Source organism: Streptomyces albofaciens JCM 4342 (assembly GCF_008634025.1).
Lineage (GTDB): Bacteria > Actinomycetota > Actinomycetes > Streptomycetales > Streptomycetaceae > Streptomyces > Streptomyces albofaciens.
The window spans coordinates 3,667,269-3,684,271 of sequence record NZ_PDCM01000002.1; the positions used below are offsets into that span (position 1 = coordinate 3,667,269).

A 17,003-nucleotide genomic window follows, 5' to 3' on the forward strand; every position below is an offset into this window, starting at 1 on the left:
GTCCCGCCCCGTCATCACCAGCCGGGGGAGGACGGCCTCCACTCAGGTCCGGAGGGCGGTACGGCCCTGTGAAACTCCCCCGGCCCGACGCCCGCGCCGAACAGGACCAGCCGCCCGGACCGGCCGCCCTCAGGTGACGGGCGCGGCGCGGGAGTCGAGGTGGGGGAAGGGGACGGGGTGGGTGTACGGGACGTGCCCGAACGTTCCTGCGAGGGGCCGGACCGGGTGGGTCCGGGGTCGCCGTCCTTCCCGTCCCCGCCTCCCCCGAGGAGCAGCACCGCGGCCCCGAGGCCCGCTCCCGCCAGCACGCACACGGTCACGCCCACGATGAGCGCGGTGCGCCCGCGTCCGGTACGCGGACGGGCCGCGGCGGCGAGCGCGCGGTCCGCTATGGCGTCCGGTATCGGGACGCCGTGCGTACGGCCCGGTTCGTGGGCGGGCGCCGGGCGTTCCGGGGCGGGAGACGGAGGCGGCGGTGTCCCGGGGGCGCGGCCCGACTGGAGGTAGCCGCGCAACAGGCGCTCGGTGGCGGTGATGTCCAGGCGCCGGGCCGGGTCGCGTTCCAGGAGGCCGCGGACGACGGCCAGGAGGGGGCGGGCCGGTTCCGGTAGTTCGATCTCGTCGTCCACGACCGCGCTCAGCACACCGCCCAGCGAATCCCGGTGGAACGGCGTCTCCCCGCTGAGCGCCGCGCACAGCAGCACACCGACCGACCACAGGTCCGCGGCCGGCCCCGCGTGGCCGCCGGCCATCCGCTCGGGCGCGGTGTACTCGGGCGAGCCGACGAAGCCGCCGGACTCGGTCAGCGTCGTACTGCCGGGGACCTTGGCGACCCCGAAGTCGGTGAGGACCACCCGCCCGGTGCCCTCCTCCAGCAGGACGTTGGCGGGCTTGAGGTCGCGGTGCAGCACGCCGAGAGCGTGCGACGCCCTGAGCGCGCCCAGCAGGGCGAGGACGATGCGGGCCGCTTCGCGGGGCGCGAGCGGGCCGCCGCCGACGAGCCGGTCGGCGAGGGACTGCCCGTCGACCAGTTCCATGACGATCCAGGCGCGGCCGTCCTGTTCGACGACGTCGTGGACGACGATCACGTTCGGGTGTCTGAGGCGCGCGACGGTCCGGGCCTCGCGCATCGCCCGCGCCCGCTGGGCCGCGGCGGCGGGGCCGCCGCCCGTCCCGGCCGTGCCGGGCTGATCACCCGGGCCGCCGGTCCCCTCGGCCAAGTGCAGGACCTTCACCGCGACCTGACGGCCGAGCAGTTCGTCGGTGGCGCGCCAGACCGTGCCCATGCCGCCGCGGCCGAGCCGTTCGCCCAGGCGGTAGCGGCCGGCGATGAGCCGGCCCTCGCCCCCGAAGCTCCCCATGGAGTCATCTTGCCCCACCCGCCGTGCTCCGGAGCCGGTGCCGCGAGCGGCGCGCGGGGCACGCGGGGCGCACGGGGCGGGTGCACACGGTTGCGGCGCGCCCGTGTGGGCAGAGGGACAGCAGCCCGGCCGTACGGAGCGGCCGGCGCGGCGGCCCCGCACACCGTCCGTGTCCCACGACACACGGAAGGGAACCTCCGCCGCCTGTGTCGCCGTCCTTGAAACAGTGAGGCGGCAGCAGCACACGGCAGCGCGACCGGGCAGTGGGCAGTGGGCGGCCGGCAGCGCACAAGCCGGCGCGGGCGGGCACGGCGCGGCGGATCGGGGGTCGGACATGGTGATGCAGGACGGCGGTGCGGTGGACGTCCGGCCCGGCCCCGACCCCGGGCGGGCGGCGCCCGAGCACGCGCGCGCGTACCGCACGGCGGGGGCCGCCCTCGCCGCCTACGGGGGCGCGCTGACCGCCTGGACCGTCTACGGGATCATCCAGGGCGACGGCGGCGTGGGGGACTTCTTCGAAGGGCTCTTCAACCCGCGCGCCTCCTTCTTCATGTGGACGCTCGGGCCCGGCGAATGGGCGCTGGTCGTCGCGCTGCTGGCGGTCGCGGTCGGCGCGCTGGCGCTGCGGCGGGTGGCGCGGACGGGCGCGCTGCTGCTCGGCTGGGTGATCCTGGCCCAGTCCGCGCGCGAGATCGTCGGCCTGTGCCACGCCGGATACCGGCAGGTGTACGCCACCGAGGCGCTCGGCGGCTGGATGCTGGCGACCCGGGGCCTGGGCCTGGTGGCGGCGCTGGTCGTGGTCGTGTCGCTGCCGTACGCCGTCGAGCGGGCGGCCGGGGGCACGGAGACCGCGCGCGCGGAAGCGCGCGACGGCCTCCGGCCCGCCGTGACAAAACGGTCGTGCGCCGACACCGACTCCTGGTGGCGGCGCCGGCTCTCCCGCATCTGCGGAGTGCTCTTCCTGGGGATGGCCGCGCTGCGGATCGCCTGGACGGTGTGGGGCATGTCCAAGGAGCGCATCGACGTGGGCACCTACCTGCGCAGCGCGCTGGACGGCTCGACCGCCGGCTCCGTCCAGCTGTCCCACTCCAGCGAGTTCACCACGCTGTCGTCGGTGGTGGTCCTGCTGGTGCTGGGCGTGCTCGCGGTCCGCGGCGACCGTGACGTGCGCGGCGCGCTCCTGGTGTTCGCCGCCGTGGAGCTGTACCTGACCGTGCGGACCGTGGTGCTGCTGACCGTCACCGGCTTCTTCGGCGGCCCGTTCGTCACCGGTGAGAGCACGCTGTCCCTGGTGATGACGGCGTACGAGCTGGCCGCCACGACCTCCGTGGTGGTCCTGGCGACCGGCCGGTCGTTCAGTGCGTACGGTTCCTACGAGGAGCGGCTCAGCCCCCCGTGTGCCGGTGGAAGCCGTCGATCATGGCCTGACGGCCGGGCAGGTTGAACTCCCGGCCCAGCGTGCGCATGATCGAGTCGGCGGTGGGCCGGTAGAGGCCGCGCGGATAGTAGCCGCCGCCCTCAAACGCGCCGACCTTGCCGCCGTCCGGCGAGTTCTGGCCGAGGTAGCGGTACCACTTCGCCTTCTTGGCCTTCATCTCCGCGGCGCTCATCTTGGTGATGTTGGGCGCGCTCGGCTCGGCGCCCGTGTACGTGCCGTTGGTGTCGTAGACGTACTCGTCGGCCAGCTTGCCGAGGGAGTGCCCGGTCTCGTGCACCGCCACCTGCGCGGAGTCGGGGTGGTCGGAGGAGGCGGTGGCGATGCCGTCGTAGCCGACCGGCGACGTGATGTCGTTGTAGCCCGCGCCGCCGTACTTGCGGGAGTTGGAGAGCACGATGACGAGGTCGGCGTCCGGGGCCTTGCCCGCGTACGACTGGACCTTGCCGGTGTCCACGCACAGCAGCCGCTCGATGCCGTCACACCAGAAGTGCGAGTCCAGGGCGGTGTCCTTGACCACGTCCTTGCCCGGGTCGCCGGAGACGCCGGACTGGTTGGAGACGGCGTCCACCGTCCAGACGTTGAACAGCTTGCGGTTCGAGGCGTACGGCTCGACCTTGGAGATCTGCGCCCACTTCGCCTTGGCGTCGGCGTGGAAGTCCTTCTGCTGGGCGAGGGTGTAGCCGTCGCCGATGAAGACGACGTCGACCTTCTTGGCGGTGGCGCCGTTGCGGATGACCGAGGTGACGTCGCCGTCGGCGGCCAATCCGGCGGCGGAGGGGGCGCGGTGGGCGTCGGCCAGGCGCTTGGGGGTGGCCGCCGGGACGGTGGTGTGGCGGGGGTGGCCGTCGGGGGCGAAGTACTCGACCTGCTGGGTCCGGGAGGCCGCGGGCGGCGGGGACGCGGGCGCCGGGGAGTCCGCGGGGGACGCCGTGGCGGTGGCGGCGAGGCCGGTGACGAGCGCGAGGCCGGCCGCCGCCGCGGTCAGGCGCAGCCGCGTACGGCCGCGGCCGGCCGCCCGGGTGCGTATTCGGGCGCGGATGCCCGTGGGAGCCGGAGTGTCGGACGGGGTGGGGGAACGCCGGGGTCTGTGCTGCACGGAAAAGCCTCCGGTGGGATGCCGAGCCGTGCCCCGAAGGGCCGTGCTCCGAGGGGGGTTGGGGCCCGACGCGTGCCGTACGGACCGGCGCGCGGCGGACCGCGCACAACCTAGAGGCGGCGGTTACGGGAGGCAACGGGTGGGAGGCAAGTTGTCCCGGAGGTGAGCAAAGTCCCGTTGCGGACGGCGATTCGCCGGGCGGGGGGCCACGTGACCGCGGGCCCGGAGGCAGCCCCGGGGACATACGGCGACGGCCGCCGCGTGTGGGGGTCGCGGCGGCCGTCCGAGCCCGTGCCGAACGCCCGGGCCGGGATTCCGGCGCAGGCTCTCACTGTGAGCTGCGCCGCGTGGTCGGCTTGTGGCCCCCTCGGTGGTGCAGCATGAAAGGCACTCTGCCCGCGGGCGCCGCCTCACGGCATCCTCCGCAGGTCGTGCACCGACCCCCGCCGTCCGGCGGGGGTGCCGGCACGCGAGCGGCGGGCAGGCCCGAGGACGGCGAGGCAGGAAGGGGCGGCCGGTGATCCGTGTCGCGGTGGTGGACGACGAGCGGCTGGTCAGATCCGGGCTGCGGATGATTCTGGGCACCGCCCCGGACATCGAGCTGGTCGCGGACTGCGGCGGCGCCGAGGCCGTGGACGCGGTGCTGGACAGCGCGGCGGACGTCGTGCTGCTCGACATCCGGATGCCGGACGTGGACGGGCTGACCGTACTGCGCCGGCTGCGCGCCGCCCCCGAACCGCCCGCGGTGGCCATGCTCACGACGTTCGACGCGCAGGAGTACCTGACCGCGGCGCTGCGCGAAGGCGCGGCCGGATTCCTCCTCAAGGACTCCGACCCCGGGCAACTGGTCCGGGCCGTGCGGACGCTGGCCGAAGGCGGCAGCGTGCTGGACCCGGGCGTCACGCGGGCCGTGATCGGCGGCTACCTCACCGCCGAGGACCAGGCCGCGGCCGCCCGCGCCGTACGAGCGCTGACCCCGCGGGAGTCGGAGGTGCTGGCCCTGCTGGGCGAGGGCCTGGGCAACGCGCAGATCGCGGAGCGGATGGGGCTGGCGCCGAGCACGGTCAAGGACCACATACGGGCGCTGCTGGGCAAGCTGGGCGGGCTCAACCGCGTCCAGGCGGCGATCCTCGCGGACCGCGCCGGGCTGGTCTCGGGCGGGCGGCGGTGAAGGGGGCCGGCGGCTTCGCCGGGTTCGCCGGGGTCCCGGGGTCCTCGGGCAATCCCGGATCCACCGGTTCTCCCGGCCGTCCCGGCGGCCTGCGCCCGGCCGTGTCCCTCGCCGTGCCGGTGCTGCTGTCCATGGTGGACGCCTTCCTCGTCAACGGCCTCGACATGGGCCTGGAACTGGGCGTCTCCCTGGTCGCCGCCGCCGCGCTGCTGCTGCGGCGCCGACTGCCGCTCACCGTCTTCCTGATCACCCTCCCCGGCCTGTACATCGGCTACATCTGGTTCGCGCCGATGATCGCCCTGTTCACGCTCGCCGCGTTCCGCGCGGGCCGCGTCCGCCTCGGCGTCTGCGCCGTCCTGCTGATCGCCGCGCACTTCTTCCCGTACCCGCTCTCGGACCTCGACCCGGGCGCGCACCGCGAGAACATCCAGGTGCTGATCGACGCGACGGTCACCTCGGCCGCGCCCATCGCGCTGGGCCTGCTGGTGCGCACCCGCCGCGAACTCGCCGCGCGGGTCGCCGACCTGACCCACAGCCTGCGCCGCGAGGACCGGCTGATCGCGGAACGGGTCCTGGCGACCGAGCGGGCCCGGCTGGCCCGGGAGATGCACGACGTGGTCGCCCACCAGGTCAGCCTGATCAGCTTGCAGGCCGGTGCGGTGCAGGTGAGCACCGGGGAGGAGGCGGTGCGCGAGTCGGCCCGCACGATCCGCGAGCTGTCCGTGCGGACGCTGGAGGAGCTGCGGCACATGGTCGGCATCCTGCGGGCGGCCGGCGGCGGTACCGCGGACGCCCGGGAGCTGGCGCCGCAGCCGGACCTCGCCGAACTGCCGCGGCTGATCGAGATGAGCGCGCTGGACGTCGACTACGAGCACGAGGTGCCGGACGGCGCGTGCGGCACGAAGGCGGTGGAGCGGGCGGCGTTCCGTACGGTGCAGGAGGCGCTGACGAACGTACGCAAGCATGCGCCGGGGGCGCGGGTGCGGATACGGGTCGCGGCCGTACGCGACGGGCAGGCGGCCGACGGGGAGGGCGGGGACGGCGGGCCGGAGAAGCCGCGGGGCCTGCGGGTGGAGGTGCGCAACGGGCCGCCGGACGCCTCGGCGCCCGCCCCGGCGCTCCCGGGCGGCGGCCACGGCCTGGTCGGCCTGCGCGAACGCGCCCAGAGCCTGGGCGGACTGCTGGAAGCCGGGCACACGGCGGACGGAGGGTTTCTGGTGCGGGCGGAATTCCCGGGTGGAGCGGGTTGAGTCGAGTTCGGTTGAGGGGCTTGGGAAAGGTGCGGCATTGCGCCGTTTTATTGCTTTTGTCGCGGATGAGGCCACATAGGGCGACACCCCCTCGCGTCACATGCGTAACAAAAGGTAGCCGCCGCGCAACTCAACGCGACACGGAAGGGTAAGCCCGCCCCGATCTCACGGACCCCCGGCCAAGACCGGTGCGGAGCTACGCGGAAAGCGGCGCCGCCGCCTCGTCGACCGCCGTGCTGAGGTCCGGGTAGACCTCGAAGAGGCGGCGTACACCGAGGGCCGCGAGCACCCGGTTGACGTGCGAGCCGTCCACCGCGCCCTGCGCCGGGAGGATCAGCCGCAGCCGCCCCTGGCAGGACCGCATGAGCCGGCGGGCGGCGATCAGGACACCGACGCCACTGGAGTCGCAGAAGCGGACCTCGGAGAGATCGAGGACCAGGCTGCGGCGGCCGTCGGCGACCGCGTCGTGCACGTGCTGGCGCACCGCCGGCGATGTGACCAGGTCCATCTCGCCGGAGACCTGGAGGACGGCCCAGCGGCCCTGCTCACCTTCTGCCACCTTCAACGACACGCGCTCGAAGCCTTTCGCTCGCTTGCGGACGGACACCTCCCGGCCAACCGGAATATGCCCTTCCCGCCTCGACTGCCCGGCCGTTCTCCCCTGAAACTCATCAGAATTGTTTGCGCAACGGGCCGTTCCTCTTCCAAGGCTATGCCCAGTGGGCAAGGAACTTTCTCCTGGAACCGGTCACACACGCATAACACATCGGCAGATACAGAAGCGAACGGTCACGCTTCGCTGCGCGACGAGCGGGCATTACCACCAAAAGTGACCGTCTCCATACCATCCGTCAGCCGCCCGCAGTGTGGGTTTGCCGCAAAGGGGCATCAATGTCGGACCGGAGCACTACATTCGATGGCACGGTGGAGTGCGCCGCCGTGCCGGGGCACGGCGGTGGCGAAGGATGGGGGCCGAATGGGACATGACGCACCACCGCGCTGGGACAGGCGGATGCAGCAGCGGCTGGCGCGGGGCGAGGCGGCCGCGCTCGGCGAGCTGTACGACCGCTTCGCTTCGCTTGTGCACAGCCTTGCCCGCCGGGTGCTGGGGGACGAAACCGCCGCCGACCGCATCACCCGTGAAGTCTTCGGCTACATCTGGGAGAACCCCGACTCCTACGACCCCAAGCAGGGCTCCCTGCGCTCCTGGGTGGCCCAGCTCGCCCACCGCCAGTCCGTCCACCGGCTGCGCCAGGCCGAGGCCGCCGCGGCCCTGGACCGCGGCGCGGACGCCCCCGGACCCGCCGAGACGGAGCGCCAGATCCGCGAAGCGTCCACCGCCGCCCGCGCCGACTACATCGTCACGTCCATGCCCGCCCCGCTCCGCGCCGCGCTGGAGCTGGCCTACTTCCAGCGCCGCGACTACCGCCAGACCGCCGCCGACCTCGGCGTCACCGAGGACGAGGCCCGGCGCCGGCTGCGCCTGGGCCTGCAACTGCTGTCCACCGCGCACAACCACCGGACGCTGCCGCCCGCCCAGCCCGCCGAGCCCCCGCCGCGCGGCACCGGATACGGACGGCAGCTGTGAACGGCCCGGAGGAATGGGACCGCTACGACCCGCGGGAGCCGGACGGCCCGCGCGACGGACGGGGCCCGGGCGGCCCGCGGGGGCCGGGCGCCGGCGGCCCGTCCCGCTCCGGCGGCCGGCCGCGCATCCCGTCCCCGCGCACCGCCGCCGAGGACGACGGACCGCTGCCCGACGCGTCACCGCCCGCCACGCCGGGTGTCCGCACGGACATGGCGGGCACAGCCGACGAGCCCACGGCCGCCGCCCCGGACCGCACCGCCCCGGACGGCGCCGTGCCCGAGCCTCCCCCGCACCGGGTCCTGAAGTCGCTGCTCGGCGCGTGGGCCCTGGCCGCCTGCTCCGCCGAGGAGACGGCCGCCGTCGAAGCCCACCTCACGGACTGCGCGCCCTGCGCGGACGAGGCGCTGCGCCTGCGCGACGCGGTCGGCCTGCTGCACCCCGCCGACCCCCTGGACCTGGACCCGCTGCTGCGCTCGCGCGTCCTGGAGGGCTGCCTCGGGCGGCGCCCGGCCCGTATCCCGGTGCCCGAGTGGGCGGCGCCGTACGACGCCGAGACGGCGAAGCTGGACGCGCTGCTCAGCGACATGGGCGAGGCGGAGTGGCGGGCGCCGGTGCGGCTGCGCTGGTTCCGGGGCGAGCGGCCGGCCGAGCGGCACACGACCGTCGCCGGGGTCATCGGGCATCTGATGGCCGTGGACGGCCTGGTCGCCACCGCGCTCGGGCTGGCCGACCCGCTGGGCGCCGCGGCCCCGCACGGCCCGGCCGGGCCCGCCGACCGCACGGAAGCCTGCTGGCAGGCGATCGCCGACGGCCGCGTCCCGCACGCCGCCCGCGCCCCCTGGCGCGACCAGAGCCACACCCTGATCCGCACGGTGTCCTTCGCCGGCCGCGGCGTCGCCGAGCTGCCCGTGCCGTACGGCGGCGACGTCCGGCTGCCGATGCGCGACTCCTTGCTGGACCGCGCCTTCGAGTGCTGGGTGCACGCGGGCGACATCGCCGAGGCGGTGGACTATCCGTACGAACCCCCGGTGGCCGGGCATCTGCACCAGATGGTCGACCTGGCGGCCCGGCTGCTGCCCGCCGTGCTGGCCGGCCGGCGCCGGGCCGGGCTGGCGACGCCGCCGCAGCGCCTGGTCGAGGCGGGCGCGCCCGGCCGCACGCTGCACCTGGAGGTCGAGGGCACCGGCGGCGGCCACTGGTACATAGCCCTGGACTCACCGGCCGCGCTCGGCACCCCGGACCGCACGGTCGCGCACATCGCGCTGGACAGCATCGAGTTCTGCCAGCTGGCGGCCGGGCACGTACCGCCCCAGGAGGCGGCCGCCGGGCAGCACGGCGAGCCGGACGCGATCCGCGACGTCCTGTTCGCCACGGCTTCGCTCTCGCGGCTGTGAGGACGCCGGTGACCGCGGCCACCGGCGTACGGACTACGCGAAGACGACGGTGCGCGTGCCGTTGAGCAGGACGCGGCGCTCGCTGTGCCACTTCACGGCGCGCGCCAGGGCCTGGCACTCCACGTCCCGGCCGACGGCCACGAGCTGGTCCGGGGTGACGCCGTGCCCGACGCGCTCGACCTCCTGCTCGATGATCGGGCCCTCGTCGAGGTCCGCCGTCACGTAGTGCGCGGTGGCGCCGATGAGCTTGACGCCGCGGGCGTGCGCCTGGTGGTAGGGCTTGGCGCCCTTGAAGCTCGGCAGGAAGGAGTGGTGGATGTTGATGATCCGCCCGGACAGGGCCTTGCACAGGTCGTCGGAGAGCACCTGCATGTAGCGGGCCAGCACGACCAGCTCGACGTTCTCCTCGCGCACCAGCTCCAGCAGCCGCGCCTCGGCGGCGGCCTTGGTGTCCTTGGTCACCGGGATGTGGTGGAAGGGGATGTCGTACGAGCCGACCAGCTCGGCGAAGTCGGTGTGGTTGGAGACCACGGCCGCGATCTCGACCGGCAGCGCGCCGATCCGGGAGCGGAAGAGCAGGTCGTTCAGGCAGTGCCCGAACTTGGACACCATCAGGATGACGCGCATCTTCTCGTCGGCCCGGTGGATCTGCCAGTCCATCTGGAAGGAGTCGCCGACCGCGGCGAAGCTGGCGCGCAGCTTCTCCAGGCTGACCGTGGCGTCCGCGGTGAAGTGGACGCGCATGAAGAAGAGCCCGGTGTCGTGGTCCCCGAACTGCTGGCTGTCCTCGATGTTGCACCCGGTCATGAACAGGTAGCTGGACACCGCGTGCACGATGCCCTGTTTGTCCGGGCAGGAGAGGGTGAGGACATACTGGTCGGGGGTACCGGGCTGCGAGGCGCTCATGACCTCATAGGGTCGCACATTCCCGGCGGTGCTCCGTCCCGCCGCCCGGAACCGGGGCCCGGGAGCGGCGCCCGGCCGCACGGCTCAGACCGCCGCCTGCGTCATGATCGCCAGGACTTCCAGCGAGTGCGGCGGCACGTCCGGGTCCTCGCCGTCCGCCGTCGCCATCCGTACGTGCGCGTCGCGCGCGGCCCGTACGGCCTCGGCCCAGCCGTGGTGCTCCAGATAGGCGGCCACCGGGGCGTCCGGGCCGACCTGGTGCATGATCCGCAGCACCCGCAGCACGGCGACGTCCACCAGGGCCGCCTCCTGGGAGTCGCGGAAGATCGTGCCCACGTACTTCTCGGCGGACCAGTTGTCCAGCCAGGTGTCCTCGACGAGCCGGTAGACGGCGTCGGTGACGTCTCCGTACCCCGGGCGGCCGGCCAGCCAGGTCTCCCGCTGGAAGACGGGGTCGGAGAGCATGTGCAGCGCGGAGCGCACATTGCTGCGCCAGCGCCACCACGGCATGTCGTTGAGCGGCATGGCGCCCATGGTGGTCGAGCGACGGCCGCGACGGGAAGACTTCTCCGAACCTTGCACAGTATTCGATCGTACGTTCTCGGCCGGTGATCATCTCCGGACCCCCGGAGTTCACCCGGCCGTCACGATCCGGTCAACCGTCGTCACTCACACGTTCCGGGCGAACCGGAATGCTTCGGCCACATGACCGGACGGCGACGCCCCTCCCCCCGCCCCTTCCCCCGCGCCTCCGCAGCCGCCACGGCTGCCACGGCCTGTACGGCGGCCCTGGCGTCACTGCTCTCGGCCTGCGGCTCCCTCCCCGGGACCTCCGGAGAGCCCGGGGAGAAGGAGCCGATCACCGTCATGACCTGGGCGCCGGTGGACACCAAGGCGACCAACATGCCGGGGATGCCCGCCATGGCGCAGGCGTACGCACGCTGGGTAAACGCCCAGGGCGGGCTCGACGGCCACCACCTGAAGGTCCTGACCTGCAACGACCGCAACGATTCGGTGGGCGCCGCGCGGTGCGCGCAACGGGCGGTCGACGCGAAGGCGGTCGCGGTCGTCGGCTCGTACAGCCAGTTCGGCCGCTCGTTCATCTCCCCGCTGGAGATCCACGGCATCCCCTACATCGGCGGCTACGGCGTCTCCGACGAGGAGTTCGCCAGCCCCCTGTCCTACCCCGTCAACGGCGGGTCGGCGTCGCTCCTGGCGGGCAACGGGCGCCAGCTGGCGAGCGTCTGCGAGCGGGCCGCCCTGGTACGCCCGGACACCCTCCAGGGTGACCAGATGCCGGCGCTCCTGAACACCGGCCTCACCGACGGCAGCCGCCGCGCCGCCCAGGACGTCCGCGCGCCCGAGGACGGCACCGACTACGACGACGCGGCCCGGCGCGCCCTGGAGGCGGTGGGCGCCCCGCCGGACGGAACCGGAAACGGAACCGGAGGCGCGAAGGGCGCGGGCGGCTGTGTGACGGCCGCCCTCGGCGAGCGCACCGACACCTTCTTCGACTCCTTCCGCCGCCTGCAGCCCGCCGACTCCAAGGTGCGGATCGCCTCGGTGCTCGGCAGCGCGGGGCAAGCGCTGGTGGACCGTACGGGCGGCCGGTCCGGGCCGCTGGAGGGCGCGTACCTGACCGGCTGGTACCCGGTCGCGAGCGACCCGCGCTGGAACCCCATGCGCAAGGTGATCAACGACCACGCCTTCGGCGACAACCGCATCGACCCGGCCGACCCGGGCGTGCAGACCACCTGGATCGCCTACACGGTGCTCCGCTCGGTCATCGAGGAACTCGGCGAGCAGGGCGTCGACGAGATCACGGCGCAGGCCGTGCAGCAGACGCTGGACCGCGGCGACCGGGCCGTGGACACCGGCGGCCTGACGCCCAAGCTGCGCTGGCGCTCCAGCGACATGCTGGCGGTGCCGGACTTCCCGCGCATAGTGAACGGTCTGGTGACGTATCAGGCCGTACGGGACGGGCAGCTGGTGGCGGCGAAGCAGGGCTTCGTGGACGTCACGCGGACGCTGGAGCGGCCGCGGGGGGACGGCTGACCGCGCCGGCGTCCGGTTCACACCGCCTTCCGGTTCCCGGGGGCCCGGCGTACGGCCGGGCTCCCGGTTTCAGAGCTGTTCCGGGCGGCGTTCGGTCAGGCCGTACTTCTGCGCGATCGGGTTCCACAGCTTCGCCGCCTGCTGCTTGGCCTTCGTGGCCCGCCCGCTGGCCGCGTTGCCCTGGGCGGCCTCCTTGCCACCGCGCGCCTTGCCCTTGGGGCAGCCCTTCTCGCCCTTCACCCGGCCCGCCCAGGCCGCGTAGTGGTTGTCGGCCGCGGCGGAGGACTTCCACGCCTCGTTGAGCGACGCGGTCAGGTCGGCGCTGCCCGGCAGCTTGTCGACGGTGAGCTTGGACAGGCGGCTCACCAGCTCGTTGCGCTGCGCGGCGGCGCCCCGGAGGTCGTCGGCCGCGCCGTCGAGGTTGTCGCACGACTTGATGCTGTTGACCGCGCCGATCACGGCGGAGCGGCTGTTGTTGCTGTCCTTCAGGAGCGCGTCGAGTTCCTTGGCCTGCGCGGCCACCGGATCGGCGGACGGCGACTGCTCCTTGGCGCCCTGGTCGCCCCGGCCCGCCTTGTCGCCCTTTTCCGCGCCGGACGCCCCGCCACTCTCCTGCTTGCTCTTGGCGGAGCCGTCCTCGCCGCCTCCGCTGAGCGCCCAGCCGACGCCCAGCCCGGCGCCCGCCAGGGCGACCACGGAGACGCCGATGATCACGGCGGGCGCCAGGCGCCGGCGCTTGCCGCCGCCGTCCGCCCCGGGGCCCGGCTGGGGCGGGAACCGGTCGTACTGCTGCCGGTGCGGCCCCGGCTGTTCCGCGTCGTCGAAGCGCGGCAACGGCGCGGTCGCGTCCGGGATGTTGCCGGCGGCCGGGGCGGCCCCGGCGGGGCCGGAGCGGAACAGGCCGTCGAACTCGGCCGGTGTCGCGCGCTCGCCGGGCGCGCCGGGCCGGGCCGCGAAGGGTGCGCCGGGCGGTGGCGCGGGGGACCCGGCGCCGACCGGCGGTATGAACTGGGTGGCCTCGGAGTCCGGATCGGGCCGCGCGGACTGCGGGTGCTGCGGGCCGCCCGGCTTGACCGGCCGCAGCTTACGGGTGGACTCGGCGGGCGACTCGGGGCGGCCGGCCCCGGCTTCCGGCGGCAGCGGCGCGGCGCCGGGCATCGGGCCGGGTCGCCCGGGCTGCCCGGGCTGCCCGTTTCCACCCGTACGTCCGGACTGCCCGCCGACCGGGCGCAGCAGCGCCGTTGCTTCCGGGTCACCCGCCGCGGGCGGCATCGGCGCTCCGGCAGGGCCGTCCGTCCGCGCGTCGAACGGCGGGATCAGCGCGGTCGCTTCCATGTCCGGCGACGGCGCCCCGCCCACCGGCTGGGCCTGGTTCGGCACGGGCGGCGGCGCCTGGGGAGGCAGCGGCATGGCGGATGCGGGCTGCTGCTGGAGCGGCGGCTGCGGCTGCGGCTGCTGGAACGGCGGTTGCGGCTGCTGGAACGGCGGTTGCGGCTGCTGCGCAGCGGGGGCCGTCGGGGGCATGGGGGGCTGTTGGGCGGGGGGTTGTTGCGCAGGAGGCTGTTGGGCAGGGGGCTGTTGGGCGTACGGCTGCGGCTGCCCGTACGGCTGCGGCTGCGGCTGTGCCTGCCCGTACGGCTGCGGCTGACCGGCCACTTGCTGCCCCGGTACCTGCTGTCCGCCGTACGACTGGCCCTGAGACGGCTGCCCCTGAGGCGACTGCGCCTGAGACGGCTGCCCCTGCACCGACTGCCCCTGCGCCGACTGCCCCTGAATCTGCTGCGCCCCCGGCGCCGCCTGCTGGTCGGGGCCCCACGGCTGCCCCCAGGGCTGGCCCGCGGGCGGCGCGGGCTGCCGGCCGGGGACCCACGGATCACCGTGCGCGGGCAGCACAACGCCCTCTCGCGCGGGCCCGCCCGCGGAATCGTGCGGGTCGTTGCCCTGTCCGCTCTGCGTCACCGGGACTCCTACGAATTGCTGACTTACGGAAGCGTCGGCTCACGCTACCGGGTCGCCCTCGCGTTCGACCATGTCCCCTGGTCACCGCCCGTGCGGGGCGCGGAGCGAGGCGCCGGGCGGGCCGTGACGGCCCGCCCGGCCGGCAGGACGAGGCGGCCCGCGCGCCGACCAGCCCTCCCCCGGCTGCGACGGGCCGCGAGTCCGCTACGCGGCTGACCGCAATTCCAGCCGGGCACCGAACTCCCGCACCACCGGCTCGTCCCGGTACGGCTCCAGCCGCAGCTGGAAGTCCTCCAGGTACTCCGCGCCACGGTTCGAGCGCAGCCCGCTCAGCAACTCCACGGCCTGAGTGCCCGTATGGCACGCCTGCTCGATCTCGCGCTGCTGCACCTGCGCGCTGGCCAGCAGCACCAGACCGATGGCGCGGCGCCGCGCCCGCCCCTCGGGATGGCCGTCCACCGCTTCCTGCGCGCGCTGGCGAGCCGCGTTGGCCTGCCCCAAGTCGCGGTGGCAGTGCGCCAGTTCGTCGGCGAGGTAGGCCTCGTCGAAATGCGCGATCCACGCGGGGTCCTCGCCGGCACCGGAGGCGGCCCCGGCTCGTTCCATCGCGCTTACGGCACGGCCCGCCACGACCTGGAAAGCGCGCGCGTCCCCCATCAGGGCGTGCCCGCGCGCTTCGGCGGCGAAGAACATCGCCTCCGCGCGCGGCGTGACGTGCCCCCGCGCCCCTTCCTGCGCGGCCTTGGCGAGCTGCGAGATCTCCCGGGGGTTGCCCAGCGAGGCGGCCAGGTGACTCATGCTGGCGGCCAGTACGTAACCGCCGTAACCCCGGTCGCCCGCCGCCTGGGCCAGCCGCAGCGCCTGGATGTAGTAGCGCTGCGCCAGCCCGGGCTGGCCGGTGTCGACGGCCATGTAGCCGCCCAGTTCCGTCAGCCGGGCGACGGCCGCGAACAGTTCGCGGCCGACCGACTCCCGGTACGAGCCGGCCAGCAGCCCGGAGACGACACTGTTGAGGTAGTGCACGACGACCGGCCGGACGTGGCCGCTGCCGTAGCGGTGGTCCAGTTCGCTCAGGGCCGTGGTCATGGCCCGTACGGCCTCGACGTCCGAGATGCCCACCCGGGCGCCGGCGTTGCGCGCCACCTGCGGGTCGGCGCTGGTGATGAGCCAGTCGCGGCTCGGTTCGACCAGCGCGGACGCGGCCACGGTGGAGCCGCTGAGGAAATCGCGGCGGCCGACGTCGCTGCGCCACAGCTCACAGACCTGTTCGATCGCGCCGAGGACGGTGGGCGAGAACTGGAGCCCCACGCCGGACGCGAGGTTCTTGCCGTCGGCCATCCCGATCTCGTCGATGGTGACCGTGCGCCCCAGTTTGCGCCCCAGCGCCTCCGCGATGATGGCCGGGGCCCGGCCCCGCGGCTGCTGGCCGCGCAGCCAGCGGGCGACCGAGGTCTTGTCGTAGCGCAGGTCGAGGCCGTGTTCGGCGCCGCACATGTTGACGCGGCGGGCGAGTCCGGCGTTGGAACAGGCGGCTTCCTGGATGAGCGCCTGCAGCCGTTCGTTCGGCTGCCGCGCGACGAGTGGCCTGGCGGCCATGCTGCACCCCCTGATTACTGCTGCGCGTTCACCGTCGAACGCCGTACCCGTTGATCGATTCCCCGCGCATATGCCGGATATCCGGGGATATCTCAGATGTGCGTCATGTCCGCCAAAGCCTTGACATTGCCTGGAACGGAGTGGACGGACCGGCCGGCCGGCGGATCGCTCCGCCGGATTGCGGTGTCCGGTAGGCCCTGCCGCTCCGCGCTTCGGTGGGACGGTGATGCCGGAAATCGACGCTCCGGGACCCGGCGTGCGGTGCCCGCGTTCTGCTGGCGACGCCGCCGCCCCGGGCGGGCCCGGCGTTCGCTCCGGGACCGTCACGGCCGTGCCGCGGCCTTGCCGCCGGGCGGCCTCTCCGCCCGTCACGCAGGTGGCTACCCGTTCTCCGGACGCCACCCCGCACGCGCCCCCGGACATGCTTCCATGCGCCCCACGTGCGGGAACGATGCGCCGGGGTGGTGCACGTGTCGGCCGTAACCCTTGGTGACAGGGGAAGTTGTCCACCACGTGGAAGACACCATCGGAGTCACAGGAGCCTCTCAGGTCACCGAGCAGCGAGGCGAGCTGTTGATCGAAACTGCGGTGCGTTACGCGGAGGAGCGGCATTGGGACGTGCTGCCCGGCGCATGGCTCGAAGACGAGGGCGGGGTGCCGCGCTGCTCGTGCGGTGCGGCCGACTGCTCCGCGCCCGGCGCGCACCCCACGGCGCCCGGCTGGGCCGGCCACGCCACCGGCAGCGCGACGGCCGCCCGCCGCCTGTGGAGCAGGACTCCACGCGCCTCGATCCTGTTGCCGACGGGCCGTACGTTCGAAGTGCTCGACGTGCCCGAGGCCGCCGGCTGCCTGGCCCTGGCCCGGATGGAACGCATGGGCCTGCAGCTCGGCCCGGTCTCCAGCACCCCCGACCGGCGGATGCTGTTCTTCGTGCTGCCGGGCGCCTCGGTCAAGGTGCCCGAACTGGTACGGCACCTGGGCTGGGCGCCCGCGGCGCTGGACCTGATCACGCGGGGCGACGGCGATTACGTCGCCGCGCCGCCGACGCGCATGGGGGCGCACGGGGCGGTGCAGTGGGCGCGCAGGCCCACCGCCGCCAACCGCTGGCTGCCGGACGCGGAGGAACTGATCAGTCCGCTCGCGTACGCCTGTGCGCGGGAAGCCGTGGCGGCGCGGGGGCGGTAGGACC

The 17,003-nt window shown here is 74.2% G+C and carries 15 protein-coding genes; 8 read left to right on the forward strand and 7 right to left on the reverse strand.

Features of this window, described 5'->3' with window-relative positions; genetic code table 11:
• Positions 1-14: 14 nt before the first annotated feature.
• Positions 15-1,361 carry a serine/threonine-protein kinase gene (locus tag CP973_RS35895; protein WP_150248292.1) on the reverse strand — a complete coding sequence of 449 codons (1,347 nt, stop codon included), beginning with the start codon at positions 1,359-1,361 and terminating at the stop codon, positions 15-17.
• A 334-nt stretch (positions 1,362-1,695) separates the two neighbouring features.
• On the opposite strand from CP973_RS35895, the gene CP973_RS35900 reads away from it, so the two are divergent.
• The gene (locus CP973_RS35900; protein ID WP_150248295.1) at positions 1,696-2,805 is read left to right on the forward strand and encodes a hypothetical protein; all 1,110 of its coding nucleotides are present in this window, start codon (positions 1,696-1,698) and stop codon (positions 2,803-2,805) included.
• On the opposite strand, the gene CP973_RS35905 is transcribed toward CP973_RS35900, so the two are convergent.
• Positions 2,747-3,895, reverse strand: a complete 1,149-nt coding sequence (locus CP973_RS35905) for a M64 family metallopeptidase (RefSeq protein ID WP_150248297.1) — start codon at positions 3,893-3,895, stop codon at positions 2,747-2,749. The two genes, CP973_RS35900 and CP973_RS35905, sit on opposite strands and share 59 nt — an antisense overlap.
• 517 nt (positions 3,896-4,412) lie before the next feature.
• Between CP973_RS35905 and CP973_RS35910 the strand changes: the two genes are divergently transcribed.
• Together CP973_RS35910 and CP973_RS35915 are read left to right on the forward strand one after the other, a co-directional pair.
• Positions 4,413-5,066, forward strand: coding sequence for a response regulator (locus CP973_RS35910; protein WP_150248299.1), 654 nt, complete (start codon positions 4,413-4,415; stop codon positions 5,064-5,066).
• A complete protein-coding gene (locus tag CP973_RS35915) occupies positions 5,063-6,316 on the forward strand; it encodes a sensor histidine kinase (protein ID WP_150248301.1) in 1,254 nt (417 codons plus the stop codon). The genes CP973_RS35910 and CP973_RS35915 overlap by 4 nt, the downstream gene beginning before the upstream one ends.
• A gap of 196 nt (positions 6,317-6,512) precedes the next feature.
• Here the strand turns inward: CP973_RS35915 and CP973_RS35920 are convergent, their stop codons facing one another.
• Complete coding sequence (locus tag CP973_RS35920) at positions 6,513-6,887, reverse strand: STAS domain-containing protein (RefSeq protein WP_150248303.1); 375 nt, start codon at positions 6,885-6,887, stop codon at positions 6,513-6,515.
• Positions 6,888-7,292: 405 nt separating this feature from the next.
• Between CP973_RS35920 and CP973_RS35925 the strand changes: the two genes are divergently transcribed.
• Positions 7,293-7,904 carry a sigma-70 family RNA polymerase sigma factor gene (locus CP973_RS35925; protein WP_150248305.1) on the forward strand — a complete coding sequence of 204 codons (612 nt, stop codon included), beginning with the start codon at positions 7,293-7,295 and terminating at the stop codon, positions 7,902-7,904.
• Positions 7,901-9,298, forward strand: coding sequence for a zf-HC2 domain-containing protein (locus CP973_RS35930; RefSeq protein ID WP_150248307.1), 1,398 nt, complete (start codon positions 7,901-7,903; stop codon positions 9,296-9,298). The genes CP973_RS35925 and CP973_RS35930 overlap by 4 nt, the downstream gene beginning before the upstream one ends.
• A gap of 33 nt (positions 9,299-9,331) precedes the next feature.
• On the opposite strand, the gene purU is transcribed toward CP973_RS35930, so the two are convergent.
• Both purU and CP973_RS35940 read right to left on the reverse strand, forming a co-directional pair.
• Positions 9,332-10,204, reverse strand: a complete 873-nt coding sequence (purU, locus tag CP973_RS35935) for a formyltetrahydrofolate deformylase (protein WP_150248309.1) — start codon at positions 10,202-10,204, stop codon at positions 9,332-9,334.
• Positions 10,205-10,288: 84 nt separating this feature from the next.
• The gene (locus CP973_RS35940; protein WP_244410202.1) at positions 10,289-10,729 is read right to left on the reverse strand and encodes an SCO4402 family protein; all 441 of its coding nucleotides are present in this window, start codon (positions 10,727-10,729) and stop codon (positions 10,289-10,291) included.
• A 180-nt stretch (positions 10,730-10,909) separates the two neighbouring features.
• Between CP973_RS35940 and CP973_RS35945 the strand changes: the two genes are divergently transcribed.
• Positions 10,910-12,259 (forward strand): ABC transporter substrate-binding protein, encoded by a 1,350-nt coding sequence (locus CP973_RS35945; protein ID WP_150248313.1) that lies wholly within the window; start codon positions 10,910-10,912, stop codon positions 12,257-12,259.
• A 69-nt stretch (positions 12,260-12,328) separates the two neighbouring features.
• Here CP973_RS35945 and CP973_RS35950 read toward each other — a convergent pair whose 3' ends face one another.
• Complete coding sequence (locus CP973_RS35950) at positions 12,329-13,783, reverse strand: hypothetical protein (RefSeq protein ID WP_244410203.1); 1,455 nt, start codon at positions 13,781-13,783, stop codon at positions 12,329-12,331.
• Between the two features lie 39 nt (positions 13,784-13,822).
• Between CP973_RS35950 and CP973_RS41250 the strand changes: the two genes are divergently transcribed.
• Complete coding sequence (locus CP973_RS41250; RefSeq protein WP_244410204.1) at positions 13,823-14,434, forward strand: hypothetical protein; 612 nt, start codon at positions 13,823-13,825, stop codon at positions 14,432-14,434.
• Here CP973_RS41250 and CP973_RS35955 read toward each other — a convergent pair.
• Entirely contained in the window at positions 14,423-15,814 is a 1,392-nt protein-coding gene (locus CP973_RS35955; RefSeq protein ID WP_150248317.1) for an NsdA family TPR-like regulatory protein, read from the reverse strand. The genes CP973_RS41250 and CP973_RS35955 overlap by 12 nt on opposite strands.
• A gap of 513 nt (positions 15,815-16,327) precedes the next feature.
• Between CP973_RS35955 and CP973_RS35960 the strand changes: the two genes are divergently transcribed.
• On the forward strand, positions 16,328-16,999 hold the full coding sequence (locus tag CP973_RS35960; protein ID WP_150248319.1) for a bifunctional DNA primase/polymerase: 672 nt from the start codon (positions 16,328-16,330) through the stop codon (positions 16,997-16,999).
• The last annotated feature ends 4 nt before the right edge of the window (positions 17,000-17,003 follow it).